The sequence below is a fragment of the Acetobacter aceti NBRC 14818 genome (genome assembly GCF_000193495.2).
GTDB lineage: Bacteria > Pseudomonadota > Alphaproteobacteria > Acetobacterales > Acetobacteraceae > Acetobacter > Acetobacter aceti.
The window spans coordinates 598,426-622,337 of the sequence record NZ_AP023410.1 but is presented as its reverse complement, the minus strand read 5'-3'; the positions used below and the strand labels follow the sequence as shown (position 1 = coordinate 622,337).

The following is a 23,912-nucleotide window of genomic DNA, read 5'->3' as shown; positions in this document are numbered from 1 at the left end:
ACCACTAAACGCAGCATAAAAGGGGTCTAATCGATCGCTTGTATGCCGCTTTTGGGGTGCAAAACCTTTTGTCGCTTTGTGCAAAACCATCCGGCCCGCTTCAGTGAGTTGTTTTTACTGTCTGGGCGCCAGATGGAACAGATCAGGCATTTTTCCCACTGGCGCATGGAGTTCCGTGCGTGGGTGACCGCCGTGTTCCGAGCGGGATCGTCTACGTCATCTGTCACGGTCTTCAGTGGAAAGACTGACCGAAAGCCTATGACCTGCACAAGACTTTATGCAATCGTTTCATTCGCTGGTGCCGTCTCGGTGTCTTTGACCGGATCTTCGTCGCGCTGACGAAACAGGCTGGCCGTTCAAAGCGCCTGATGATTGATGCGACACATCTCAAGGCACACAGAACGTCAGCGTCGCTACTCAAACGGGGGCTTTTCCCCGTCATATCGGACGGACAAAAGGCGGCCTGGAATCAAAACTCCATGCTGTGTGCGATGGTCAGGGACGACCCGTCTGTCTTCATCTGACTGCCGGGCAGGTCAGCGACTTTAAAGGTACGGATGTGCTGCTGGCAGATCTCCCCGATGAGACAGAAGAGGTCATTGGGGATCGCGGTTATGACAGCAATAAAATCAGGCGGTCTCTCGCAGGACAGAACATCACGGCCTGTATTCCACCGAAAAAGAACCGGAAATCAAAGTCGTCTTACAACTGGCATCTGTATAAAAAGCGCCATCTGATCGAAAACATGGTCGCAAAGCCCAAGGACTGGCGGCGCGTGGCAACACGATATGACAGATATGCTCATACATTCATGTCCGCAATCCATATCGCCGCAAGTGTCATTTTCTACCTCAAGGCATGAGGCCTGACCCGAGGACTATGCTAGGCGGGATCGACATTCAGCGTAGCCATATCATGGCAGCGGCGAGATGGACGAAGCCTGTGAAGTGGATGGTGCGTCGGTCGTAGCGGGTAGCGAAGCGACGGAAATGCTTAAGGCGTCCAAAGCAGCGTTCGATCTGGTTGCGATGCTTGTAGATGCCTGCGTCGTGCGAGATGGTGACCTTGCGATTGCGCTTGGATGGGATCACCGCCTCGGCGTTCATGTCTGCGATCCGTTTGCGTAAGTCGTTGCCGTCATACGCTTTGTCGGCAAGAACCGCTCCACCTCGCCGACCTTCGAGCAGATCGGACGCGGAAGCGATGTCGCTGGCCTGCCCAGGCGTGATACGGAAACGCAAAGGCCGGCCGAACGTGTCGGCGAGCATGTGGATCTTGGTCGTCAGTCCACCTCGGGAACGCCCCAGCGCCTGATCCTTGGCCCCCCTTTTCCGGTCGCGGCCTGCTGGTGGGCGCGAACGATGGTGCTGTCGATCATCAGATACGTGTTATCGCGGTCTGCCGTCAGCGCCTCGAATACCCGCTCCCACACGCCGGCATGGCACCAGCGGCTGAAACGCCGATGCACCGTCTTCCACTTGCCATAGCGTTCCGGCAGATCGCACCAATGGGCGCCAGAGCGCAGCACCCACAAGCATCCGTTTACGAACAAACGGTTATCCCCACTCGTTCGGCCGGGATCAGACGCCTTGCCCGGAACCAGCGAGGCAATCCGCGACCACTGCGTCTCGCTCAACTCATACCGTTTGATCCCCATCATTCGCTCCGCGCCTCAACACGGATGCCTATGAATCAGCCTTCACCCCATTTGGGAATCCTGAATGTCGATCCCTCCTAGGCATTAAAAGAGGATATATTCCTAAAATGAATAGGGGATTATCCACTTAAATTATTGATTTTTAAGGAAAAACTGGCGCGCCCTAATGGATTCGAACCATTGACCCACAGCTTAGAAGGCTGTTGCTCTATCCAACTGAGCTAAGGGCGCGCAGAACCGCTCTTGAAGAGCGGCAGGCGTTTTATCCGTTGTTCCAGCAGAAAAAACAAGAGCCGTTGAAAAACTTCAGTGCGTCCAGTTCTGAATACGGTTCATCGCGAAGTTATCAGCATAAACCTTCGGGACACGAATGCGCTCTACCGTCGGCTCAACCTCGTAAGGAATGGCATGGTGGCGGGCATAAGCCTCGGCCTGCTCACGGCTCTCAAACTTCAGTCGGACCTGAGATTTTGTATCGCTGCTTCCGGTCCATCCCATAAGGGGAGTAGGACGATGCGGTGCGGACTGACCGTATTCGAAAATCCAGTTCCGGGCACCATAGAGACCCGACTGTCCTGCACTCTTGGGCTGTTTGTAAATTCTTGCTGTCATCACTCGCCACTCCGTTGCTTTCAACGAGACCGTGTCGAAAAAGTGGTCGGGGCGCCCGGACTCGAACCGGGGGCCTCCTGTACCCAAAACAGGCGCGCTACCAGGCTGCGCCACGCCCCGAACCTGCGGCGGAACCTAGGTGCACAGAGAGGTTCTGGCAAGCCCTAATCGGCTCAAAGCATTACGCAAATTATCGTCAGACTGGGAAAGGGCAGTCTCAGCAGCTTTTTTCTCAGCACCGAGCGCTATCAGAACGGCTGATTTTACATGACCTTCTGTCTGCTCAAGCGCGATTCGGGCGCTTTCCTCGGTGCAATTCGTGAGATTGATAACCATGCGGACAGCCCGCTCACGCAGCTTGACGTTGCGGCTGCGCATATCGACCATCCGCGCCTTATAAACGCGTCCCAGTCCGGTCATGAGGGAAGTGGACAGCAGATTGAGAACGATCTTCTGGGCTGTGCCTGCCTTCATACGTGTCGAGCCTGCAATCGGCTCGGCTCCGGTGCCAACGAAAACGGCATGCTCCGCAGCAAGCAGGAGAGCCGTTTCAGGCACGTTAGCGATCCCCACAGTCAGTGCGCCTGCTCTCCGGGCCGCCTTGATGCAGGCGATGGTGTAAGGCGTTCTTCCACTGGCTGCGATCCCGACCACGACATCGTTGGGAGTCAGTGCGAGCGCTTCAACTTCAGCATTTCCCGCCACAGCATCATCTTCTGCATTCTCGACGGCATTGAGCAGAGCCTTGCTGCCTCCTGCAATCAGAAGACACATCCGCTCAGGAGGCCAGTTGTAAGTCGGTTCGAGTTCCGCACCATCCTGCGCGGCCAGCCGACCTGAGCTGCCCGCGCCAGCATATACCAGACGGCCTCCAGCTTTCAGGCGAGGCAGGGCGTCTTCAACCGCTTCTGTCAAAGCGGGCAGGGCGGATGACACAACCGCTGCGGCCGCAAGCTGGGATTGCCACAAGGCCGTTAATTGTATGGCGACAGGCCATGTGTCGTAATCAAGAAAAGCCGGGTCGGCGCTTTCAGTCGCGGGCAGGGAAGAGGTCATGAGAACTCAGTTTCCGTTCGTCGCTTTTTTGGCGAGAGGCGCGATGAACAGCGGAGCCGTATCCCACGGAAAGAGCACCCATGTGTCCTGCGGCACTTCCATGACGAACAGATCGGTCAGAGGCTTGCCTGTCGGCTTGGCGTAAAGACAGGCAAACAGCGCTTTCGGCAGACGCTCACGCACGACGCGCGCGGTAATACCGGAATCGACAAGATCATCCACCACAAGGAAGCCTTCTCCATCTCCGGCAGCCTGCGGATCCTTGATTATTTTTGGAGCGCCTTTTGATTCTTCATCATAGGTCACAACAGAAATTGACTCGATCAGACGGCAGTCGAGCTCACGGGCGAGGATGGCGGCCGGGATCAGACCGCCTCGGGTAATGGCGACAATGCCCTTGAACGGTCCCTTGGACATGAGGGTTTCCGCCAGAGTGCGGGCGTCGCGGTGAAGCTGGTCCCAGGTCACTGTTGCATAAGTCGTCGCCATCGCACCGCGTCTCCATTTATCTCGGTCTCTGCACCGCTAGCTCGATAAAGGCTTATGGCGGCGTAACGAGTGTATTGCCTCCCGCAAACTGTCTTGGCAACGTGACGAACGGGGTGATGTCAGTAGAATAATCACCTGCTAGAGACATCTGCATGTCAGCGTCCGAAACATCCGTTCCTCCTTCTCCCGATCCTGCTCTGCTGCGGCAACCGGGACTGATCAGCTGTCTGGTTGGTCGTAACCTCTCTGCATTCTCCTCACAGGTGCAGGCGATCGCGGTGGCGTGGCAGACCTACTCCCTGACACATAGTTCTGCCTCTCTGGGATTTGTCGGGCTGGCCCAGTTTCTTCCCATGATGCTGCTGACACTACCTGCCGGGCATGTGGCGGATCAGTTCAACCGCCACCGTATCGTGATGACCTGTCAGGTGGTAGAGGCGCTCGCTGCATTCGGGATGGCGATTGCTTCATGGCAACATCTTATCGGACCGTGGGCACTCTACCTGTTGGTCGCGCTCTTCGGAGCCTGTCGCGCCTTCGAAATGCCCGCGCAGCAGACGTTTCTTCCCGCCATAGTTCCGGCATCGCTGTTTCCACGGGCGGCAGCCCTGTCATCCTCCCTGTTTCAGGTGGCCTGTATTGCCGGACCGTCTCTCGGCGGTGTGCTGTATGGTTTTGGCGCAGGTACCTGTTACGCACTGTGTTGCCTTGGCTTTGCTGCATCGGCTCTGGCGACAGCGTCGATCAGAATGAGTTTTCCGGAAAGGCGACGTCAGCCCATTACGCTGGAATCCGTGATGGGCGGCATCGCCTTCCTGCGCAGACAGCGTCCCATGCTGGGCGCGATCTCGCTCGATCTGTTCGCTGTGCTGCTTGGCGGCGCGACGGCGCTTCTGCCGGTTTATGCCGAAGACATTCTGCACGCTGGTCCCATCGCACTTGGTCTGCTCAGGGCTGGTCCCGCCATGGGAGCCGTTCTGATGGCGGTCATCATGACGCGCTGGCCCATCCGAGGAAGCGCGGGAAAGATCATGTTTCTGTCGGTGGCCATATTCGGGCTGGCGACAATCGTTTTCGGCGTGTCCCGCTCCATTCCGCTCTCCATTCTGGCGCTGATGGTTCTGGGTGCTGCGGATGTGATCAGCGTGATGGTTCGGGGCGCGCTGATTCAGCTTGGGACACCCGATGAAATGCGCGGGCGTGTCTCTGCTGTGAACATGCTGTTCATCGGTTCTTCCAACCAGCTTGGGGAGTTCGAGAGTGGCATGCTGGCGGCCTGTGTCGGTGCAGTGCCGGCCGTGGTGATTGGCGGCGTCGGCACGTTGATTGTGACGGGGCTCTGGATACGTCTTTTTCCGGGATTGCGTGAACTGGATCGGCTCGATGACATCAAGCCAGCAGCCTGAACCGCGAGGCGCGGTCATTGCCGTTTGCCGTAATCCCATCGACGGGCGCTTTCTTCTGGTCCGACGCGCCAATCCTCCCGACGCGGGGCTGTGGGGGTTCCCGGGCGGCCGTATCGAACCCGGAGAGGATCTTCTGACGGCAGCCGGGCGTGAGCTTGCAGAAGAAACCGGTATCGACGCCCAAGGCACCAGTGTGCTGACAGCTTTTGATTCGATCCACCGGGACGAGAACGGCTTTCTGCTGTTCCACTACGTCATTGTCGCGGTTCGGTGCGATCTGAGACATCCACGGGACACGCGGGAACCTATCGCTGCGGACGATGCGCTTGATGCGGGGTGGTTCAGTCTGGAAGCAATCCGCGAGTTGGGTGCTCAGGCCAGCACCGGTGTCCTCGCATTGGCGCAGCGAGCCGAGGAGGCTGCTGGGAATTCGTGACCTTGCGCTTCTCTGCGGGGTTGTCTATCGCGCAGGCATGAACAGCACAAAACGGCCGGACGACGAGAGAGAGCCTCCCGTGACGTCAGAACCGACAGGGGTAGCAGAGCCCATTACGGACGAGCCCCATGTTGCGGCAGAGCTTGCGGCGCGTGGCGACGTGCCGGTCATGGATCTGCAGCCCGAGCGTGGGACGGCTCACATCGGTCACGCGCTGAATGATCTGTTCGGCAGCTTCCGTTTGTTCCGCCTCGGATGGACGCTTGGCTGGCTCGACATAAAAATGCGTTACCGCGGCTCCCTGCTTGGGCCGTTCTGGGTTACTTTTTCCACCATCATCCTTGTTGCGGCGATGGGGGTGCTTTATGCCACGCTGCTGCACACGGACCTCAAGGCCTACCTGCCATTCCTGTGCTTTTCCCTCGTGCTGTGGGCCTATCTGAGTGGCATTGTGACGGACGGATGCAGCGTGTTCACCAGCACGGTCAATCTGATCCATTCGATCAGGATGCCTTTCACAGTGCATGTCATGCGGGTGATGGTCAGGAATCTTCTGACTTTTCTGCATAGTGTTGGCGTCATTGTGGTGCTCTTTGTTTTCTTTGGCATCATGCCGACGCTTAACTGGTCACTGCCTGCAGGTATCTTCCTGTGGTTTGCTGATCTTTACGCCCTGACTCTGCTGCTGGGCGTGTTGGGCGCGCGCTTCCGGGACATGCCGCCGATCGCCGCCAACATCATGCAGATTCTGTTTTTTGTGACGCCGATCCTCTGGAAACCCGATCTTATTTATATGGGGCGGCAATATATGCTGCTCGACCCCTGTTATCCGCTGATCGAGATCGTGCGTGGGCCATTTATGGGGTTGCCAGTCAGGCCATCCATTTGGCTGGCGGCTGTGGTCTACAGCGTGGTCCTGTGGTGCGTTTCCTTTCTGCTGTTCGCCCGCCTGCGCGGTCGTCTGGCTTACTGGGTGTAAGCGATATGGCCGGAATCGACGTCACAAACCTGTCCATCTCCTTTCCGCTCTATCACGGCGATGCACGCAGTCTGAAAAAGACCATGAAGGGCGCCATGAATGGGAAAACGACTTCCAGCCGCTTCGCCCGTGATGACCGCAACCGGATCATGGTGCAGGCCCTGAGCCACATCAATTTCTCCCTGAAACCCGGAGAGCGCCTTGGGCTGATTGGACGGAATGGGGCGGGCAAGACAACGCTCCTGCGAGCGCTCAGCGGTATCTATGAGCCGGTCGAAGGACGTGTGCTTGTCCGGGGGCGGGTAGGGACACTGCTGGATACATCTCTTGGCATGGACCTCGAACTGTCAGGACGGGAGAATATTCGTCTGAGGGGGCTGTTTTTCGGATTGTCCAACGAGGCCATCCGGGAGGTCGAGCAGGATGTGGAATCCTTCGCCGATCTGGGGGCTTTCATGGACCTTCCGCTGAAGACCTACAGTTCAGGCATGAGTCTGCGTTTGGCGTTCGGATTGGCGACAGCGATCATGCCCGAAATCCTGATCATGGATGAGTGGTTCATGGCCGGAGACGCTACGTTCATACAGCGTGCGGAAGGCCGGATCGCAGGATTGGTTGAAGGGGCGGAGATTCTGGTGATTTCCAGCCATATGCCATCCATTGTCGAGAAATGGTGCACGCGCGTGCTCTGGATGGAGCAGGGCAAAATCGTGATGGATGGTAGCCCTGCGGATGTGCTGCCAGTCTATCTGGATGCTGGAAGTTAAAATCGGCGCTCCCGTTCAGAGGCGCTACCCTTATGCCCGTCTGACTTTGACGTGTGACGGCATTCGGGCAACCATTTGCTGGAAGCACAGGTCGCCCGAAGTAGAAAAACTATTCTGTCGAACCGGCCAATGGTCCCAGCGCAGCCTGCACGCCAAATTCTCCCGGCATCGAGCCGTAAGGGAAAAGCACATTGACGTGGCCCATCTTGCGACCGGGCCGGGCTTCCCGTTTGCCATAAAGATGTGGGATCAGTCTCTGCGTCCCAACGATTTCAGGCCACAAGGCCATGTCGTCCGGTCCCACAAGGTTTTTCATGACCGCATCTGAGTGACGTACAGGCTCCGGCAAAGGCAGCCCGGTCACAGCACGAACATGCATCTCGAACTGGTCACAGGGACAGGCATCCATCGTCCAGTGGCCGGAATTGTGGGGGCGAGGAGCAATCTCATTGACGAGCAGTTCACCCTTGCGGCCGACAAACATCTCGACGCCCAGAATGCCGATCAGATCCAGGCCTTCCGCAATACGGCAGGCGATCCTGCCGGCTTCGGCTGCCATTTCCTCGCTGATACGGGCAGGCGCGAGGCTGATATCCAGAATGCCTGACACATGCCGGTTTTCAGTCGCTGGGAACGTGCGGATGGTTCCATCAACACCACGGACCACCATGACGCTGATTTCCATGGCGAAATCGACCATCCCTTCCGCCACCAGCGGTTTGGGAGAAAGAGTTGTCAGTGCCTCGTTTAACTGTTCGGCGTTATGGACGCGAAACTGACCTTTGCCGTCGTAACCCATGCGGGTCGTTTTCAGGATGAAGGGATACCCCACCGTTTCGGCGGCTTCCGCGAGACTTTGCTCATCCGTGACGATTTTCCAGGGCGCGACTGGAATGCCGATGGAACCAAGAAATGTCTTTTCCTGCTCACGGTCCTGACTGATTCGCAGGATATTGCCGGAAGGGCGGACCGGGCGCAGATCTGACATCAGATCAAGGCCGTTTGCAGACACATTCTCAAACTCGAATGTGATGACATCAACGGCTTCGGCAAAACGCTTCAGGACGGCGGGATCGTTGAAGGAACCGATCGTGGCTCCATGTGAAACCTGTAGTCCCGGCTCATCTTCGTGCTGCGCGAGAATATGTGAGCGGAAGCCGAGACGGGCGGCAGCCATGGCGGACATGCGTCCGAGTTGGCCTCCTCCGACAATACCAAGAACCGAATTGGGTGGCAGAAAATCGTTCTTACTGTTCGGGTTCATCGCGTACCGAGGCAGTCTGGAGTGCGCGCCATGTATCGAGCCGGGCCGCAAGGTCCGCATCCGAGATGGCGAGAATGGAGGAGGCGAGCAGGGCGGCGTTGATAGCGCCCGCCTTGCCGATCGCCAGCGTGCCGACCGGTATACCACCGGGCATCTGGACGATGGAGAGCAGGCTGTCCATGCCCTTTAGCGCCTTGGATTCAACAGGCACGCCCAGAACGGGTAGTCTTGTCCATGCCGCGCACATGCCGGGCAGATGGGCCGCGCCGCCCGCTCCGGCGATGATGACTGACAGGCCCCGGTCAGTGGCCGTGCGGGCATACTCCGCCAGCCGGTCAGGAGTGCGGTGCGCCGAGACAATCTTTGTCTCGTAAGGGACTTCCAGCGCGTCCAGAGTCAGCGTGGCGTGCTGCATGGTCTCCCAGTCCGACTGGCTTCCCATGATGATTCCGACACGTGGCGCCCCGGATTCCTGTTTCACAGCATCATCCGCTGCCGCTTCAGGCTGGTTTTCAATATTATCCATGATCTCTCAAATCTCGGAACCTGACCAGACCATTGCGGTTATGCAATATTGTCCGGAATAAGATGACTCTCGATCCACGCAATTTCATCCTTGAGGAGGAGTTTGCGTTTCTTCAGCCTCTGAAGCTGGAGATGATCCATCGGTTCATGAACCAGACGGTCAATGACCGTATCCAGATCACGATGTTCGCTTCGCAGTTCATGAAGCCTGCGCAGCATACTTTCCCGATCACTCAGCATCGCACCTCCGGCATTCTCGTCCAGTGATATTCACCACGAACAGCTGCTTTACACATCCGTGAGACCATCAGCCCTGATCTTTGTCACGTTAAGCCAACGGATTGTCTTGCACCAGTGCCCAGAATCTTCTTGGGAGGGAAGAAAGGGTGGCGGGGTCGAAAATAAACCGTGAAACATGAGCAATTTTTCATGTCGGATTGGCGGCAGACAGCGCTAGCATCATGCTGTTGCAACTATCCAGTCGGAGAGTGAAACAATGAGCAAGCAGTCACGCCTCGAAAGCCTCAGCCGCCGCCATTCCGTCCTTGATGCGAAAATCCATGATGAAGGACATCGTCCCATGCCTGATCAGCATGTTCTGATGCGTCTCAAACTGCAGAAACTCACGGTCAAGGAAGAGATGGACCGGGTCAGGGCCACGTCCTGAGGGAGCGCCTCCTGACTGGCTGCGTCTGTAAGGACAGGCGCAGCCATGAGTATTCTCAGTCTTCGCTTTCGATCGGCATGGGCTGCGGCACTTCCTGCCCTTCGCGCGTCAGACGCTCATTGGCAGCGGCGACGGCGGCGTTGAGATCCATCTGACTGCACAGGCCCAGTGTCACCGGATCGCGTGGCTTGATATTCTGGCTGTTCCAATGCTGGCGATCACGAACCTTGGCAATCGTATCCTTGGTTGTGCCGAGCAGCTTGGCGATCTGCTGATCCTGAATCTGCGGGAAATTGCGCAGCACGAAAGCAATACCGTCCGGACGGTCATTACGACGCGCAACCGGGGTATAGCGGGCCCCTTTCGCGCGGCGCTTAACAGGATTGACTGTCGAAAGAATTTTCAGTTTTGCATTGGGGTCAGCTTCGCACCGGCTGATTTCTTCCGCCGTGACCTGACGGTTGGCAACAGGATCATATCCCACAATTCCCTGAGCAACTTCGCCGTCAGCGATCGCCTGTACCTCCAGCGGGTGCATACCGCAGAATTCAGCGACCTGCGTGAAGGTCAGGGCAGTCTTTTCGATCAGCCAGACGGCTGTCGCTTTGGGCATAAGAGGAAGCGTGCTCATCGTCGATCCTGTTGCTGCGTGGTCTCTTGGCGCTCACGCAGGCACCGGGATCGGTTTTTACGGGCAAGGCCTTCGTCGGGCCCGTCCCAGCGTGCCTGCCGGCGCGCGGTTATGTACGGTAATGGCCGCCGCTTGCGATGGGGTCAAGCGAAAATCGTAAGTCTGGACAAACGGAAAGATATTGCAGGACAGGCGGGCGAAAAAGAAAAACCCTGCGACCGGGTTGCGGTGCAGGGTTTTTCCGGCTCATCCCTGAAAGAAATTGTTCTTTTCAGGAAGATCCTTTTCTCAGGAGCTGCGCTTGCCGATGCCAGCAAAACGCTTGTTGAACTTGGCCACCTGGCCTCCGCTGTCGATCATGCGCTGCACGCCAGTCCAGGCCGGATGAGACTTCGGGTCGATATCAAGACGCAGGGTGTCGCCAGCCGAGCCCATGCACGAATACGTCTTGTATTCGGTGCCATCGGTCATGATGATGTTGATCTCGTGATAGTCAGGGTGAATATTCTGTTTCATTTCAACGCTCTCTAAGAAAAAATTCCCGATGCCGACCGGGAATGGATCGCGCACGTATAGGCGGATCGGACAGGTATGGCAACGAAGAAAGCGGAGAAAACGGCAATTTCCCGCACCAGGAATATGACGGCTCTGCAGAAAATCCTTTGATGGATTTTTCACTTGCTGTGACCGAAAAACCAGCTTGTTCGCCCATTTGCTGCCATAAGGTTAATCTATTGTTGTAAATCCAAGTGAGTAGTCGGTAAGACAGGGCTACGTTATTTCTTAGAGGATCTTATGGCAGACAAGAAACTTGCTGTGCATACCCCGGGTTGGGTCAATGACTTCAAAGCCTTCATCATGCGGGGCAATGTCGTTGATATGGCCGTCGGTGTCATCATCGGTGCGGCTTTTACGGCAATTGTGAACAGCCTGGTCAAGGATGTGTTCAATCCGGTGCTTGGACTGGCTACAGGCGGTATTGATTTCAGCAATCTGTTTGTGACGCTTAAAGGTCCTGTCGAGCCGACACTTGACGCAGCCCAGAAGGCGGGCGCCGTTACCCTCAACTACGGTGTCTTCATTAATGCCGTCATTCAGTTCCTGATTGTCGCCATTGTCATCTTCTGGATGGTGCGTCTGCTGTCCAAGCTGCATACTAAACAGGCTGAAGAGCCAGCCGCTCCTCCGCCGCCGACGAAGAGTGAAGTGCTGCTCCAGGAAATTCGTGACGCGCTTGTTCATCAGCAGCCACACAGCTGATACAGTTCCTCTGTGTGAGACTGCAGATAAAGAGGGGCCTAGGCTCCTCTTTTTTTGTCTGCGGCTGCTGATGTCGGATGAAGTTGTTTTGCTCCCAACAGGATCGGGCTGTTATGCAGGACAGCGTTTCATGAAAATGCTTTGAAAATGGAAAATTTTATGATCTCCGAAGAACGGGAAGTTCGTCCTGCCGAACAGACAGACCCGGAGTGTGATGCATCACAGCATCCCGAAGAAAAAGATGGGAGCAAACGGGTTCGCTCAAAGATTTCAGTCTCTTTAAAGAAAATCGCGGATGTCAGAGGAAATGCTGTCTGGTTCAGGAATAAAACCCTGTCCCTGAAAGAAGCTGCGATCATCAGAAAATATTGGCCCTACATTGAAGGAGCCATATCAAAGATTGCCGGTTCCGCTGCCTTTGAAATCATCGCAGATGAACTGATCATTGTCAGGGTAGCCAATATTGTTATCGATCATCTACCCCTGCATATGCGGCTTATTCTGCGAAAAACAGGAATGGACCGGCTTCTTGTCGCGGCACTCTCCAAGATAAAGAAACAGATCATTCAGAAAATTTCTGTCCTGCGAGCAGAAAAGCTTGCAAGAGAAGGGAAATCGACTGTGGAAACACACATGGATGGCGACAAGGAAAAAAACGAACACTAGCTGTTTCTGAAAAGATAAATGGACGGCTCTCCTATGCCTCCATGATATCGAAGCAATAAGTAAGGACATTACAAGCGGTTTTTTTGTGATTTTGTTTTTAGAAATCCTTCTCTGAAACAGCCGTTTATCCGGGTAGAAAATACAGGATCAGCGGCACAATAATCGCCGTTACCAGTCCGTTCAGACCAATCCCCAGCGCCGCGAACGCAGCCCCCACAGGGTCACGTTGCGCCACCTGAGCCGCCGCGATCCCGCTACCCGCGATACCAGCCGCCAGTCCATGCGCGCGCCAGTCCGTAATCCCCAACCGTCGCAGGGTCGTCTCGCCAATCATGGCCGCGATGATCCCGCCCAGAATGGCGAAGGCCGCCGTTAGAGCCGGAATACCGCCAATCTGCGTGGTGATGGCGATGGCGATCGGCGTCGTCACGGCCTTCGGAGCCATGGACAGGGCGACATCGTGTGAGCCACCCAGCAGCAGAACAAGCAACACACCGCTGACCACGGATGTTATCGATCCAGCCAGCAGCGCCAATGTCATGGCGGGCAGACTACGGGTGACGAGACGAATGGAATCAGCCAGCGGAATGGCCAGCGCCACGGTGGCAGGTCCAAGCAGAAAGTTGATGATCTTCACTGACTGAAAATACGTGGCATAGGGCGTTTCCGTAACCAGAAGTCCCAGTGCGACGAAAGCGATCGCAAACAGCACGGGATTGGCCCAAGGCGCACGACCAAGCCGGATCTGTAGCCTTACGCCCAGCGCGAAGACCGCAAGTGTTACGCTCAGCCAGAACAGGGTTTCCATGTTCGGCTCGGGCAGAAAACGCGCATAAATCTGATGAAGCGTGTGAGAGAGTGACTGCATTGTCAGAGCACCTGTCCGCCAGTGTCGGGGATACGCTCGGGTGAGGGACGGTCACGGGTCGCCTTGTGCATCACGAACGCTGTCACCATCAGTCCGAGAAGTGTCGATCCGAAAAGCGCCACTGCAATCGGTAACCCATTGGCGAGCAGCACCGGCATCTGCGTGACCAGCCCCACTCCGGCAGGGACGAACAGCAGTCCGAGGCAGGCGATCAGACTGCGGGACAGGGAGGACAGGGCAGGGCTGTCAAAGGAAGAGGCTGCCTTGTCCGTTCGTGTCCGGCTGCGTTTCCAGAGCAGGGCAGCGGCCAGCAGGAACATGCCGATCACCGGACCGGGCACCGGGAGATGCAGAACCGTCTGTAAAGCGGACCCAACAAGCTGGAACAGAATCAGAATAAGGAAAGCTTCCGGCATGGCTTTTCTTCTTTTTGGAGGCGCAGCAAACGCCCGAACCGAAAAAGAGAGGGCCGGGCGTCGTGCTCCCCGATTTGTAAAGGGTTGCGAACCTGAATGTTGCCCGCAACCCGATCACTGGCAAACCACATTTATGCGTTCCCAGCTAACGGGAAGGCGTTCCGACCCCCGGGAACCGGTCGGAACGCCTCGCGCTGGTCATCACAGGGAAGAAACGGACCGCTTTCAATCAGCGGCGAATTCCATGTCTTCCTGTGAGACACCTTCGATGCTGTGGCGGCTTTTGGCCTCCCTGCGTCGTCTGTGCAGGATGCTCTCCGTGTAGCCATTCGGCTGACGTGCGCCATCGAACACCAGTTCACGGGCCGCCATGAAGGCGGGACCATCCTGATGGGTGGAGAGCGGAATATAACCGGCCTCATCCTGATTCTGCTCGTCCACCATCCGCGCCATGCGGATGAGCGCGGCTTCGACCTGCGCTTCAGACACGACCCCGTGCATCAGCCAGTTGGCGACATGCTGCGAGGAAATCCGCAGCGTGGCGCGGTCTTCCATCAGTCCGACATTGTTCAGGTCAGGCACTCTGGAACAGCCGACGCCCATATCCACCCAGCGCACCACATAGCCGAGGATGCTCTGAAGATTGGTGTCGAGTTCGGCGGCGATTTCCTCTTCCGACCAGTGCGCGCCCTGAGCGAGGGGCAGGGAGAGCAGGTCCTCCATCGGCAGCGGCGCGTGGTATTTGAGCTCCTTCTGGACCTCCATTACGTCCACCTGATGATAATGCAGCGCGTGAAGAGTGGCGGCTGTGGGAGACGGAATCCACGCCGTACTGGCGCCCGCCCGCATCTGCGCACCCTTCTGTTCCAGCATGTCGGCCATCCGGTCCGGGATCGCCCACATGCCCTTGCCGATCTGTCCGTGACCGCGCGGCCCGATTCCGAGACCACATTCCAACCCGATGGCGACATTGCGTTGCTCGTAGGCTTTGATCCACGGCTCCTTCTTCATGTCGCCTTTTCGCACGACGGCTCCGGCCTTCATGCAGGTGTGGATCTCGTCGCCCGTGCGGTCGAGGAAGCCGGTGTTGATGAAGAACACGCGCTCGCGGGCCGCATTGATACAGGCGGCAAGATTGCAGCTTGTGCGCCGCTCCTCGTCCATGATGCCCATTTTGAGCGTGTTGCGTGGCAGGGACAGGATTTCCTCGACCGAGGTGAAGATGGCGTCGGACAGCGCGACTTCCTGCGAGCCGTGCATCTTCGGGCGAACGAGATAGATCGAGCCCATGCGGCTGTTGCGGACCGGGCTGTTGCCGCGCAGATCATGCAGCGCAATAGCAGACAGGATCGCGGCGTCGATCACGCCTTCCGGTGTTTCGTTGCCTTCAGCGTCCAGTATCATGTCGGTGAACATGTGATGGCCGACCGTGCGGACCAGCATCAGGCTGCGACCGTGCAACGTGAGCGGCGCGCCGTCCGGTGCGGTGTAGGTGCGGTCCTGAGCCAGCGTGCGGTTCGTGACCTGACCGTTGCGAGGAACTGCCGCTGTCAGCGTGCCGCGCATCAGGCCGAGCCAGTTGCGATAGACCAGAACCTTGTCCTGCGCGTCTACGGCGGCCACGCTATCCTCGCAGTCCATGATGGTGCTCATGGCGGCTTCGACAATCACATCGGCGATGCCAGCCTTGTCCACACTGCCAATCGGAGAGGAACGGTCGATCTTCAGTTCGATATGCAGGCCACGATTGTTGAACAGCACAGCCCGAGGCTCTCCCGGTGCACCTGCGAAACCGGCGAACTGCGTCGGGTGCTTCAGCCCTGTCGTGCGGCCGCATTCGAGCTTCGCGTGCAGTTCGCCATGATGCACATAATAGGACACTGCATCTGCGTGGCTGCCGATGAGCAGCGGCACTGTCTCGTCAAGGAACAGCTTGGCGCGTCGGACCACGATGCGGCCCCGGAGAGGATTGTATTCCGTACCGGACTGGAAAGGCGGTGTCTGGGGCAGGGCGTCCGTGCCGTACAGCGCGTCATATAGGCTGCCCCAGCGCGCATTGGCGGCATTCAGGGCATAGCGGGCGTTGTTGACGGGCACCACGAGCTGCGGTCCGGCGATCCGACCGATCTCCGCATCCACATTCTGAGTGGAAACCGTGAATTTTGGTGGCAGCTCCTCGACATATCCGATCTCTCGCATGAAGCGGGTGCGGAGGTGCATGTCCGTGCCGCTGCTGCCGATCAGGAAGTTGTCGATCGCCTTCTGGAGCCGGTCGCGCTGCGCGAGCGCATGACGGACTTTAGGGGAGTATTCGGCGACAAGACCGGAAACGCCCGCCCAGAACGTCTCCGGTGAAACGCCGGTTTCCGGCAAAACTTCGGTGTTGACGAACGTATGAAGACCGCGATCGATGCTGATGCCTTCAATCTGGATATGCGTGGTCATGGTCGTGTCTCCGGGTCCGTGACGGTCTGCCGGCTGCGCCTTTCTGGATGTACAGGGGCCGGAAAACCGTCACGGATGCTTCGATAAAATGAGGACCATCGTCCCGCCCGTCTTCGCAGCTGGACGGAACGATGTGCGCCGGATCGGCTCCCGGCGCGGGAGGTCAGTGCCTAGTGATGGTTGAACTGGTCATGCTCGGTGGAGCCGTGCATGGCCGTTGTGGAGGACTGTCCACCACTGGCCGTCGTGGCGACCGCGTCGAACCAGCCCGTGCCAACCTCGCGCTGATGGCGGGTTGCGGTGTAGCCTTCCGGCTCCGCCGCGAACTCGGCCTGCTGCAACTCGGAGTAGGCCGCCATGCCGCGCTCGGCGTAGCCTTTCGCAAGCTGGAACATGGAGAAGTTCAGCGCGTGGAAGCCCGCAAGCGTGACGAACTGATATTTGTAGCCCATCTTGCCGATGGTCTTCTGGTATTCGGCAATCTCCTTTTCCGAAAGTTTCTTCTTCCAGTTGAAAGAAGGCGAACAGTTGTAGGCCAGCAGTTTGCCGGGGAATTTCTTGTGGATCGCCTCGGCGAACTGCTCGGCTTCCTTCAGGTTCGGCTCGGACGTCTCCCACCACAGCAGGTCGGCATACGGGGCGTAGGCTTCGCAACGAGCTATCGCGTATTCGACGCCGAGACCTTCCTTGATCCGGAAGAAGCCTTCCGCTGTGCGCTCACCGGTGAGGAACGGGCGATCACGCTCGTCCACGTCCGACGTGAGAAGCTGTGCGGAATGCGCGTCCGTACGGCAGACCAGCAGGGTCGGCGTGCGCTCAACATCGGCGGCCAGACGGGCGGAGTTCAGCGAACGCAGGTGCTGTGAAATGGGGATCAGCACCTTGCCGCCGAGATGACCGCACTTCTTCTCGGACGCAAGCTGATCCTCGAAGTGAACACCTGCCGCACCCGCTGCGATCATGGAGCGCATCAGTTCGAACACGTTCAGCGCGCCACCGAAACCAGCCTCTGCGTCGGCCACGATTGGAGCCATCCAGTAGGTCTTGTCGCCCTTGCCTTCCAGAGTCGCGATTTCGTCACAACGACGCAGCGCGTTGTTGATGCGTGACACCACATTCGGCACGGAGTTGGCCGGATAGAGTGACTGGTCCGGATACATCTGCCCTGCGAGGTTCGCATCCGCCGCAACCTGCCAGCCAGACAGGTAGATGGCCTTGAGACCAGCCTTGACCTGCTGCATGGCCTGATTGCCAGTCAAAGCGCCCAGCGAGTTGATGTAGGGCTCTTCATGCAGCAGTTTCCACAGGCGCTCGGCACCCATCCGTGCGATCGTGTGTTCCACGGTGAACGACCCGGAGAGCTTCGCCACATCCTGCGCGGTGTAATCCCGCTCGATACCGGCAAAACGGGTCTTGTCGCTGATGAACTTTTCGATGGCTTCAACGGACATGGCGTTGTTCCTTCTTGTTTGTGATGTTTTCAGTTAATATGGTTTCGTTGATTACTTCTACAGAAAAGGAACAGTTTCCAATGAATGCTGTAAATTCGTTTACAAAAATAACTCTATATTTGTAAATTATGTCATGACAGGATCATCTTCAACACGCATTGGCCGTATTGTTCGTCGTCTCAGGCAGGAAAGGGAGCTTTCACAGCAGGCTCTGGCCGCCAGACTGGGAATTTCAGCGAGTTATCTGAACCTGATCGAACATGATCAGCGGAGTGTTACGGCCACTCTCCTGATCAAGTTCACCCGCGCGCTCGATGTCAGCATCGAGGCGCTTTCAGGCTCGGAGGAGCAGAAGCTTGAGGCCCAGCTTAGGGAGGCGCTATCGGACCCGGAACTGGGGAACGACATGGAAGGGACGGCCCATGAGGTCGCGGCGGTCGCCTCGCAGGCTCATGTCGCCAAGGCGATTCTGGCGCTGCATCAGGCCTATCGGGCCGCGCGTCACGATGCTGAGGGGATGGCGTTACCGGGAGGGCGTCGTCTTGTTCTGCCGCAGGAGGAAGTGCGGAAGATCTATGACGAACATCGCAGTTATTTTCCCGCCTTGGAGGAAATTGCGGAGGCCGTGCGCGAAGAAATGGCGCGGGATATGGGATTTGTCCGTGGAGAGGGACTACCGCAGGCGGAAGTGAATCACGCCGTGGCGACGCGACTGCGTCAGAAACATGGTGTGGTTGTGCAGGTTCTGCCGCTCGATGACGCCCTGAGACGTTATGATCCTGTCACGCGCCAGCTTGTTCTTTCCGATCTTCTGCCGCGTGAAAGCCGCGGATTCCAGCTGGCGTTTCAGCTCATGCTGCTGGAAGCGCGGGATGTGGTGGAGGCGCTGCTGACAGAAATGGAACCGAGCACCAAAGAGGCGCGGACATTTCTGCAGATTGGTCTGACCAATTACGCTGCTGCGGCGGTGCTGATGCCTTATATGGCTTTTCTGAAAATGGCTGTCGCCAACCGCTATGATATGGAAGTGTTGAGCTTTCGTTTTGGTGTGTCCTATCAGCAGGCGGCCCAGCGCCTCGCCAGCCTACAACGTCCGGGCGCTCGTGGCGTGCCGTTCTTTTTTGTCAGGACGGACCCGGCAGGAAACATCAGTAAAAGTTTTTCAGCCTGCGGTTTTCCCATTCCGCGTCAGGGCAATCCCTGTCCGCAATGGAACGCCTGCACAGCCTTTACAACGCTGGGACAGATCAAGACGCAGATTGTCGCCTTCACGACGGGGCAGTCTTTTCTGTCAATCGCCAGAAGTTCGATGGGTATGGCTCAACGCTGGGGCGATGCGCGTCCCATACGGACTATCACCATTGGGTGTGATCTCTCCCGGGCACGGGAGGTGGTGTATTCCGACCATCTCAATCTGGATGCACGACCGACCTCGATCGGTATTTCCTGCCATCTGTGTGATTGGGAGGATTGCCGGTCCCGGGCTTTCCCACCGCTGAAGCATCGTCTGATCCCGGACATCAATGAACGTGTCCTAAGACCCATACCGTTTGAAGGACCGTGAAAGAAGAACCGGACACACCATGAAAAAGGAGAAGACGGAATTTCCGTCTTCTCCTTTTTTCAAGAAACGAATGATAGTGGCAGTTTTCCAATCATGTTGCCTTGCTGGCGAAAATTCTCGCCAGAATGTAGCATCCTACAGCAGTCAGCAGAGAACTGAGCGCCGTCATACGCTCTTCAGGATCGATCAGCATGGCGATGAACACCAGAACCACAGCGCCGATCGTGATGTAGTTGATCACAGGAAACAGCGGCAGCGCGAAGTTCTCTTTTTCCGTTCCATCCTTACGAGCCAGATGACGCGCAACGATATAGGAAGAGGCGATCAGGCAGTAGATCAGCAGGATCAGGCCACCACTACAGTTCAGCAGAAAAGCGAAAACCGTTTTTGGTGCGAGGATGGATGAGAAGGCGACGACCGCTCCTGCGATGCTGCTCACCAGAATGGCGAGGCGAGGGGCTTCAGCTGTCGAATTGCGGGTGAGGATAGCGGGTGCGTCACCCTTGTCGGCTAGTTCCGTCAGAATGCGGGAGGTGATGTACATGCTTGAGTTAAGGCACGATAGAACCGCACTCAGGATGACAATGCGGGTAATAAGACCAGCGCCGGGAATACCCATTGCATCCATCGCGGTCACGAAAGGAGACTTTCCTGCGACAACACTGGTCCACGGAATAACGAGCAGGATCATGGTGACGGAAGCAAGATAGAACAGCGTGACGCGGATGCCGACGCTGCGCGTCACCCGGGCGACATTCTTGCCGGGCTCAGACGATTCAGCTGCAGCGACAGTCGCGATTTCCGAACCCATCATGGTGAACAGAATGGTCGGGATCAGGGAAAGAACAGAAATGAAGCCATGTGGGAAAAAGCCCCCATGGCCAAGAAAATTTTCAGCAGCAGGCACGCCCGGACCGAAGATGTGGAAAACGTACAGCAGGGAAATGCCGACAAAAAGCAGAATGCTGAGAACCTTGATGCCGGACAGCCAGAATTCGCATTCACCAAAGATGCGGGGAGCGGCGAAATTGATCAGCTGAAGCAGGATGATCAGACCGAGAGACAGAACCCAGACAGGCAGATTGATCCAGTCCTGTAGCAGCATGGCGCCGGCAATGGCTTCACTACCCAGAACGACAACCCAGAAGAACCAGTAGAGCCAGCCAGATGTAAACCCAACGTGGTCGCCGTGAGCCTTGCGGATATATTCCACAAAGGATCCACGTCCCGGATCGGCGATCACCATTTCCCCGAGCATGCGCATGATCATGAAGATCAGGATGCCGACCATAAGGAAACCCAGAAGGATGGCGGGACCGGTTGCCGCAATCGCAGCGCTGCTTCCGACAAACAGACCAGCCCCAATGACGCCGCCAAGCGCAATCATCATAATGTGTCGGTTTTTCAGGCCGTTTTCCTGTAGCGTGCTCACTGCGTTATTCTGCTCCGCCATGAGAGATAGATCCTCTGTAGATGTCTGTTTCCGTCACCTCTGCCTGGCAGAAGAAAGAAAAACCCTGATGATAGATCAGCAATGTTGCTGAATGAGAAAGCATGGCGCCTTTTTGTTCCGGAGTCATTACAGTTTAGGTGCTGGCTCAGGTCAAGGAACGCCATACCATTTTAGAAGTGTTTGTAGAAATAGGCCTCAATGATGCCGGCATGCTGACCGATGGTGGGGGTCTTGAACCCTTCCGGAACGCCAGATCGGGCAAAGGCCTTGGCAGTTGGACCGGAAAAGGCAACGCCACCCGCGACGGCTCCTGAAAGTGTCTCGTCATATTTGTATTCGGCTGAAAAATCGATTTCATCCGAGATATGCCGTTTCGTGTTCTGCGGCAGTCCCATTCCTCCCGGATAGAGCAGTCCAAGGTCGTAGAAATGCGCACCGATTGTCAGTTCGTCATCTTTTCGTAGAATATGTACCGGCGGTACTGCTGTTATATTGAACTGATGAATCTCCACGTCGGAAAGTGGCGACAGATACATGCCGACAATTTCACCCGGCCAGTAGCCGCCATATGTATAGCGGCGTCCATCATAGAGAAACAGCGGATCGTAATTTCTCTTGACAGAACCATGCGAGTTCTTGGCACCCCCGAACCGGGTGTAACGATAGAAAACGTAGGGCTTCCACGGCAACATTGAAAAAACGTAGCCCGGTTCGAAATACATTCCATAAGCTTCTGTCGACTGATAACCGTTGCGGGCATGACTGTTTTCTTCTGCGACAAAATCTCCATAAAATGTAAAGTTTTTCGATATTCCCAAAGATTTTATGGGAATGGGTGTTCCTCCCCAGCTCAGTGAGGCGACATTCATTCCATCACGGCTGCCTCGATAATTGTAATTGTAGTGAGAGGAGCTGTCGGAATCGCGAACATGGAGATAGGTCAACGTTACATAAGCAGCCCGATCTTCATACAAAGATGCACCATGTCCGCCTGGCTTGTTCCTGAACCAGGTAACGTCAAAACCTTCAAACTTCGTTTTGGGGCGGTCGTATCCTTGGTCCTGATCATTGTCGCTGTTGTTCTCGAGCATGAAAACGTCTGCTCGCACTGAATCCGCTTCGAATTTGACAATGCCGGGACCCGAGAAAGCAAAGCGTGGAGCATACCACCAGGCACCGCGACTGCCGGAGCTATACGCGCCTTTGCCGATCATGAAACCATCGTCAATCTGAAAACGCTGGCGCCCACCTTCAATAATCAGTTTCTGCCTGCCTTTCAAAAGGTGGAGCGGGATCTCAACGCCAAGATTGGCATCTTCCAATGTGACAGCGCGGGGAGTGCCGGATGTCTGTGAAATGCTTTCAGCATCACCATCACCGAGAGTGGTGGAACCGACTGCGGAGATCATGCCGAAAACATTGAATCCCCAGGAAGTGTCCCACCGACCGCTCAGCATGGGCTTCCCGTAAAGCTCGCCGTAGGAGGAGTTCTTGTTTTTTATATAACTTCCGTTCTTTTGAGGTTCATACGAGCCTGCACCGAAGTTCGTGTTCGGGAGGAAGAAAGCTGAGCCACCGATATCAAGAGCACCCATGATCGTAACATTTTTGGCGGAAGCAAGTGTTGTTTCCGCCTGAGCTTCATTTCCACACAGAGGGGAAAAGAGTGCAGTGAAAGTGAATAGGGCAACCTTGCTTTTGTGCTGGAGGACTGTTGTCTTTGTAAGCACTGTAAATGAGCCGTTATTCTCAAGCAACAATTTGGACTCTATCAGTTTTCTCATTTTACTCGTCGGCTCTTGATGAGGCTGACGACATTTTTTATATTTATTACATAATGATATATTATATTCAAGCGCGTAGCTTTTTCCGAAATTTATAAATACAAGAAAATAAATAATTTATTTTTTTATGAAAATATCTATTTTGTGTTGTTATTTTTAGTAATTAAAAAATATTATAAATAAATATAAAATAAATTTAAGTAATTATGTATTTATCTTATGTTTTGTTCTGTTTGTGCAAAAAAATAAAGTAGATGATAACGATTCTAAAATCAAAATGACTATAAAAGCTTTTGCTATAAAATTATTTTTGAAATATATTTCTTTCTTATTGTCTGTTTGAAATGAAAATAAAAAAGCAGCTCGGTAGGAGCTGCTTTTCATAGATGCTATCAGCAATAAAAGTTCTGATTATTCAGAAGAGCGACTTCACAGAACTCCCAGCACCTTGGACTTCTTGGCTTTCTTGGTCGGGGTGGCGCCTTTGGTTGGCGGATTTCCCAAGGCAGCGTTGGCTTTCAGGCGACGATTTTCCGCATCACCATCCACCACAGATCCCGCACCGCCACCTTTCCAGAATAACAGGGCATCGACGTAACCTTCGCCAGCCTTGCCCAGTTCACCCTGATCCGCCTGCTCGGCGGCATCATCGGCTTCGTTAATGAGCATCGTCTGACCTGAACTGTCTGGCCCGGACGTGCCATGCAACGCAACATCAGGTGACAGGGTTTCCAGAGCTTCCATCCGCTGACTTTCGTCGCGGGTATGATCAATGCCGGTGCCGGGCTTCACCAGTTCGGTTGAAGGCGGCATGGACAACGGTGCCCGCGTTGTGACCGTATATTCATCCGGCACATTCCGCTGGAGGCCAAAGGCACGGGTGACATCACTGCCTGCACACCCTGTCAGCAGGGCGCTTAGTCCAAGTCCAAGAGCTACATGTCGAAATCCGACGATTACTCGCATTCTGTTCTGCCTCACTTGTCCCCGGCGCTCCGTTCGACTACCCGACCGGCATCCTGTCTGGGAGGATGCTGCCGCTCCCGATACAGACTGTCCAGTATCAGACCTGCTACACTACACACAATCGCTGCATCAGCGATATTGAAGACATACCACGACCAGCCAAAAGCATGAGCATGGATAAAGTCGACAACCGCGCCATAACGTAGGCGATCCAGCACATTACCAACCGCGCCACCTGTAATGGCCCCGGCCAGTCCCGCGATCAACAGGCGAGGGGTCCGCGCGATCCATGTCAGCAGGCCCGCGACAATAGCCAGTGAAATGACGGAAAAAATGATTCGGCCCGCTGCACCGGCTCCGCCGAACATCCCGAAGGTAATGGCGTGATTCCAGACCATCGTGAAGTTCAGGCCCGGGCAGATGGCGACAGAGCCTTTTTCCGGCAGCTGGAAGTCGAACAGAATCCAGTATTTGGAGAGCTGATCGACCAGAAAGACGATGGCGGCACAGAACAGGCCGAGCGCCAGCGAACGGTAATGAAGCCGCATAC

24 protein-coding genes, 2 tRNA genes and 2 pseudogenes are annotated in these 23,912 nt (G+C 56.0%); 9 read left to right on the top strand and 19 right to left on the bottom strand.

The window, feature by feature from the left end; translation table 11 throughout:
* Positions 1-42: 42 nt before the first annotated feature.
* Positions 43-862, top strand: a pseudogene (locus EMQ_RS02850) (IS5 family transposase).
* Positions 863-899: 37 nt separating this feature from the next.
* Here the strand turns inward: EMQ_RS02850 and EMQ_RS02845 are convergent.
* From EMQ_RS02845 to gpt, 6 genes and pseudogenes are all read right to left on the bottom strand, one after another.
* A pseudogene (locus EMQ_RS02845) lies at positions 900-1,657 on the bottom strand (IS5 family transposase).
* Between the two features lie 154 nt (positions 1,658-1,811).
* A tRNA-Arg gene (locus tag EMQ_RS02840) sits at positions 1,812-1,888 on the bottom strand.
* Between the two features lie 75 nt (positions 1,889-1,963).
* Positions 1,964-2,269, bottom strand: coding sequence for an ETC complex I subunit (locus EMQ_RS02835; RefSeq protein WP_010667462.1), 306 nt, complete (start codon positions 2,267-2,269; stop codon positions 1,964-1,966).
* Between the two features lie 43 nt (positions 2,270-2,312).
* Positions 2,313-2,389, bottom strand: a tRNA-Pro gene (locus tag EMQ_RS02830).
* 15 nt (positions 2,390-2,404) lie between these two features.
* On the bottom strand, positions 2,405-3,325 hold the full coding sequence (locus tag EMQ_RS02825; protein WP_010667461.1) for an N-acetylmuramic acid 6-phosphate etherase: 921 nt from the start codon (positions 3,323-3,325) through the stop codon (positions 2,405-2,407).
* A 6-nt stretch (positions 3,326-3,331) separates the two neighbouring features.
* Positions 3,332-3,814 carry a xanthine phosphoribosyltransferase gene (gene gpt, locus EMQ_RS02820; RefSeq protein WP_010667460.1) on the bottom strand — a complete coding sequence of 161 codons (483 nt, stop codon included), beginning with the start codon at positions 3,812-3,814 and terminating at the stop codon, positions 3,332-3,334.
* A gap of 152 nt (positions 3,815-3,966) precedes the next feature.
* On the opposite strand from gpt, the gene EMQ_RS02815 reads away from it, so the two are divergent.
* The 4 genes from EMQ_RS02815 to EMQ_RS02800 all read left to right on the top strand — a co-directional run bounded on the left by EMQ_RS02815 (position 3,967) and on the right by EMQ_RS02800 (position 7,402).
* Positions 3,967-5,220 carry an MFS transporter gene (locus EMQ_RS02815; protein WP_010667459.1) on the top strand — a complete coding sequence of 418 codons (1,254 nt, stop codon included), beginning with the start codon at positions 3,967-3,969 and terminating at the stop codon, positions 5,218-5,220.
* On the top strand, positions 5,198-5,656 hold the full coding sequence (locus EMQ_RS02810; protein ID WP_010667458.1) for an NUDIX hydrolase: 459 nt from the start codon (positions 5,198-5,200) through the stop codon (positions 5,654-5,656). The genes EMQ_RS02815 and EMQ_RS02810 overlap by 23 nt, the downstream gene beginning before the upstream one ends.
* A 79-nt stretch (positions 5,657-5,735) precedes the next feature.
* Entirely contained in the window at positions 5,736-6,635 is a 900-nt protein-coding gene (locus EMQ_RS02805) for an ABC transporter permease (protein WP_010667457.1), read from the top strand.
* Positions 6,636-6,640: 5 nt separating this feature from the next.
* Positions 6,641-7,402 carry an ABC transporter ATP-binding protein gene (locus EMQ_RS02800; RefSeq protein WP_010667456.1) on the top strand — a complete coding sequence of 254 codons (762 nt, stop codon included), beginning with the start codon at positions 6,641-6,643 and terminating at the stop codon, positions 7,400-7,402.
* Positions 7,403-7,511: 109 nt separating this feature from the next.
* Here the strand turns inward: EMQ_RS02800 and EMQ_RS02795 are convergent, their stop codons facing one another.
* From EMQ_RS02795 to EMQ_RS02785, 3 genes are read right to left on the bottom strand one after another with little or no spacing between them, the layout of a single operon-like run.
* Positions 7,512-8,666, bottom strand: a complete 1,155-nt coding sequence (locus EMQ_RS02795) for a 5-(carboxyamino)imidazole ribonucleotide synthase (protein WP_026200262.1) — start codon at positions 8,664-8,666, stop codon at positions 7,512-7,514.
* Positions 8,650-9,192: a 5-(carboxyamino)imidazole ribonucleotide mutase gene (gene purE, locus EMQ_RS02790; RefSeq protein ID WP_010667454.1), complete on the bottom strand. Its 543-nt coding sequence runs from the start codon at positions 9,190-9,192 to the stop codon at positions 8,650-8,652. Before purE ends, EMQ_RS02795 begins: the two co-directional genes overlap by 17 nt.
* 38 nt (positions 9,193-9,230) lie before the next feature.
* Positions 9,231-9,431, bottom strand: coding sequence for a YdcH family protein (locus EMQ_RS02785; RefSeq protein WP_077812842.1), 201 nt, complete (start codon positions 9,429-9,431; stop codon positions 9,231-9,233).
* Positions 9,432-9,687: 256 nt separating this feature from the next.
* Here EMQ_RS02785 and EMQ_RS02780 point away from each other — a divergent pair, with 256 nt between their 5' ends.
* On the top strand, positions 9,688-9,858 hold the full coding sequence (locus EMQ_RS02780) for a YdcH family protein (protein WP_010669153.1): 171 nt from the start codon (positions 9,688-9,690) through the stop codon (positions 9,856-9,858).
* Positions 9,859-9,913: 55 nt separating this feature from the next.
* Here EMQ_RS02780 and EMQ_RS02775 read toward each other — a convergent pair whose 3' ends face one another.
* Positions 9,914-10,489 carry a DUF1013 domain-containing protein gene (locus tag EMQ_RS02775; RefSeq protein ID WP_010669154.1) on the bottom strand — a complete coding sequence of 192 codons (576 nt, stop codon included), beginning with the start codon at positions 10,487-10,489 and terminating at the stop codon, positions 9,914-9,916.
* Between the two features lie 288 nt (positions 10,490-10,777).
* Positions 10,778-11,005 carry a 50S ribosomal protein L31 gene (rpmE, locus tag EMQ_RS02770; RefSeq protein WP_010668965.1) on the bottom strand — a complete coding sequence of 76 codons (228 nt, stop codon included), beginning with the start codon at positions 11,003-11,005 and terminating at the stop codon, positions 10,778-10,780.
* A 279-nt stretch (positions 11,006-11,284) separates the two neighbouring features.
* Here rpmE and mscL point away from each other — a divergent pair, with 279 nt between their 5' ends.
* On the top strand, positions 11,285-11,749 hold the full coding sequence (gene mscL / locus EMQ_RS02765; protein ID WP_010668966.1) for a large conductance mechanosensitive channel protein MscL: 465 nt from the start codon (positions 11,285-11,287) through the stop codon (positions 11,747-11,749).
* 159 nt (positions 11,750-11,908) lie between these two features.
* Entirely contained in the window at positions 11,909-12,415 is a 507-nt protein-coding gene (locus EMQ_RS02760; RefSeq protein ID WP_231368014.1) for a hypothetical protein, read from the top strand.
* A 124-nt stretch (positions 12,416-12,539) separates the two neighbouring features.
* Here the strand turns inward: EMQ_RS02760 and EMQ_RS02755 are convergent, their stop codons facing one another.
* The 4 genes from EMQ_RS02755 to aceA all read right to left on the bottom strand — a co-directional run bounded on the left by EMQ_RS02755 (position 12,540) and on the right by aceA (position 17,595).
* The gene (locus EMQ_RS02755) at positions 12,540-13,283 is read right to left on the bottom strand and encodes an LrgB family protein (protein WP_010668608.1); all 744 of its coding nucleotides are present in this window, start codon (positions 13,281-13,283) and stop codon (positions 12,540-12,542) included.
* Between the two features lie 2 nt (positions 13,284-13,285).
* Positions 13,286-13,699 carry a CidA/LrgA family protein gene (locus tag EMQ_RS02750; RefSeq protein WP_010668607.1) on the bottom strand — a complete coding sequence of 138 codons (414 nt, stop codon included), beginning with the start codon at positions 13,697-13,699 and terminating at the stop codon, positions 13,286-13,288.
* A gap of 225 nt (positions 13,700-13,924) precedes the next feature.
* Positions 13,925-16,144, bottom strand: a complete 2,220-nt coding sequence (locus EMQ_RS02745) for a malate synthase G (RefSeq protein ID WP_010665992.1) — start codon at positions 16,142-16,144, stop codon at positions 13,925-13,927.
* Positions 16,145-16,314: 170 nt separating this feature from the next.
* Positions 16,315-17,595 carry an isocitrate lyase gene (gene aceA, locus EMQ_RS02740; protein ID WP_010665993.1) on the bottom strand — a complete coding sequence of 427 codons (1,281 nt, stop codon included), beginning with the start codon at positions 17,593-17,595 and terminating at the stop codon, positions 16,315-16,317.
* 133 nt (positions 17,596-17,728) lie between these two features.
* Here aceA and EMQ_RS02735 point away from each other — a divergent pair, with 133 nt between their 5' ends.
* A complete protein-coding gene (locus EMQ_RS02735) occupies positions 17,729-19,159 on the top strand; it encodes a helix-turn-helix domain-containing protein (protein WP_018308498.1) in 1,431 nt (476 codons plus the stop codon).
* Positions 19,160-19,250: 91 nt separating this feature from the next.
* On the opposite strand, the gene EMQ_RS02730 is transcribed toward EMQ_RS02735, so the two are convergent.
* The 4 genes from EMQ_RS02730 to lspA form a co-directional block, all read right to left on the bottom strand.
* A complete protein-coding gene (locus EMQ_RS02730; protein WP_010666770.1) occupies positions 19,251-20,612 on the bottom strand; it encodes an amino acid permease in 1,362 nt (453 codons plus the stop codon).
* 170 nt (positions 20,613-20,782) lie between these two features.
* Positions 20,783-22,396 (bottom strand): hypothetical protein, encoded by a 1,614-nt coding sequence (locus EMQ_RS02725; RefSeq protein ID WP_231368015.1) that lies wholly within the window; start codon positions 22,394-22,396, stop codon positions 20,783-20,785.
* Positions 22,397-22,825: 429 nt separating this feature from the next.
* Positions 22,826-23,362 (bottom strand): DUF3035 domain-containing protein, encoded by a 537-nt coding sequence (locus tag EMQ_RS02720; protein ID WP_010666079.1) that lies wholly within the window; start codon positions 23,360-23,362, stop codon positions 22,826-22,828.
* Between the two features lie 11 nt (positions 23,363-23,373).
* Positions 23,374-23,910, bottom strand: coding sequence for a signal peptidase II (lspA, locus tag EMQ_RS02715; RefSeq protein ID WP_010666078.1), 537 nt, complete (start codon positions 23,908-23,910; stop codon positions 23,374-23,376).
* Between the last annotated feature and the right edge of the window lie 2 nt (positions 23,911-23,912).

What these genes read in the sequence shown, in the direction of transcription:
- EMQ_RS02730 (WP_010666770.1), bottom strand. Translation starts at nt 20,612, where the DNA reads ATGGCGGAGCAGAATAACGCAGTGAGCACGCTACAGGAAAACGGCCTG.
- EMQ_RS02795 (WP_026200262.1), bottom strand. Translation starts at nt 8,666, where the DNA reads ATGAACCCGAACAGTAAGAACGATTTTCTGCCACCCAATTCGGTTCTT.
- EMQ_RS02775 (WP_010669154.1), bottom strand. Translation starts at nt 10,489, where the DNA reads ATGAGCACGCTTCCTCTTATGCCCAAAGCGACAGCCGTCTGGCTGATC.
- EMQ_RS02825 (WP_010667461.1), bottom strand. Translation starts at nt 3,325, where the DNA reads ATGACCTCTTCCCTGCCCGCGACTGAAAGCGCCGACCCGGCTTTTCTT.
- EMQ_RS02760 (WP_231368014.1), top strand. Translation starts at nt 11,909, where the DNA reads ATGATCTCCGAAGAACGGGAAGTTCGTCCTGCCGAACAGACAGACCCG.
- EMQ_RS02750 (WP_010668607.1), bottom strand. Translation starts at nt 13,699, where the DNA reads ATGCCGGAAGCTTTCCTTATTCTGATTCTGTTCCAGCTTGTTGGGTCC.
- EMQ_RS02800 (WP_010667456.1), top strand. Translation starts at nt 6,641, where the DNA reads ATGGCCGGAATCGACGTCACAAACCTGTCCATCTCCTTTCCGCTCTAT.
- EMQ_RS02745 (WP_010665992.1), bottom strand. Translation starts at nt 16,144, where the DNA reads ATGACCACGCATATCCAGATTGAAGGCATCAGCATCGATCGCGGTCTT.
- EMQ_RS02780 (WP_010669153.1), top strand. Translation starts at nt 9,688, where the DNA reads ATGAGCAAGCAGTCACGCCTCGAAAGCCTCAGCCGCCGCCATTCCGTC.
- EMQ_RS02755 (WP_010668608.1), bottom strand. Translation starts at nt 13,283, where the DNA reads ATGCAGTCACTCTCTCACACGCTTCATCAGATTTATGCGCGTTTTCTG.
- EMQ_RS02835 (WP_010667462.1), bottom strand. Translation starts at nt 2,269, where the DNA reads ATGACAGCAAGAATTTACAAACAGCCCAAGAGTGCAGGACAGTCGGGT.
- EMQ_RS02810 (WP_010667458.1), top strand. Translation starts at nt 5,198, where the DNA reads ATGACATCAAGCCAGCAGCCTGAACCGCGAGGCGCGGTCATTGCCGTT.
- EMQ_RS02720 (WP_010666079.1), bottom strand. Translation starts at nt 23,362, where the DNA reads ATGCGAGTAATCGTCGGATTTCGACATGTAGCTCTTGGACTTGGACTA.
- EMQ_RS02785 (WP_077812842.1), bottom strand. Translation starts at nt 9,431, where the DNA reads ATGCTGAGTGATCGGGAAAGTATGCTGCGCAGGCTTCATGAACTGCGA.
- purE (WP_010667454.1), bottom strand. Translation starts at nt 9,192, where the DNA reads ATGGATAATATTGAAAACCAGCCTGAAGCGGCAGCGGATGATGCTGTG.
- gpt (WP_010667460.1), bottom strand. Translation starts at nt 3,814, where the DNA reads ATGGCGACGACTTATGCAACAGTGACCTGGGACCAGCTTCACCGCGAC.
- aceA (WP_010665993.1), bottom strand. Translation starts at nt 17,595, where the DNA reads ATGTCCGTTGAAGCCATCGAAAAGTTCATCAGCGACAAGACCCGTTTT.
- EMQ_RS02735 (WP_018308498.1), top strand. Translation starts at nt 17,729, where the DNA reads ATGACAGGATCATCTTCAACACGCATTGGCCGTATTGTTCGTCGTCTC.
- mscL (WP_010668966.1), top strand. Translation starts at nt 11,285, where the DNA reads ATGGCAGACAAGAAACTTGCTGTGCATACCCCGGGTTGGGTCAATGAC.
- EMQ_RS02725 (WP_231368015.1), bottom strand. Translation starts at nt 22,396, where the DNA reads ATGAGAAAACTGATAGAGTCCAAATTGTTGCTTGAGAATAACGGCTCA.
- rpmE (WP_010668965.1), bottom strand. Translation starts at nt 11,005, where the DNA reads ATGAAACAGAATATTCACCCTGACTATCACGAGATCAACATCATCATG.
- lspA (WP_010666078.1), bottom strand. Translation starts at nt 23,910, where the DNA reads ATGCGGCTTCATTACCGTTCGCTGGCGCTCGGCCTGTTCTGTGCCGCC.
- EMQ_RS02815 (WP_010667459.1), top strand. Translation starts at nt 3,967, where the DNA reads ATGTCAGCGTCCGAAACATCCGTTCCTCCTTCTCCCGATCCTGCTCTG.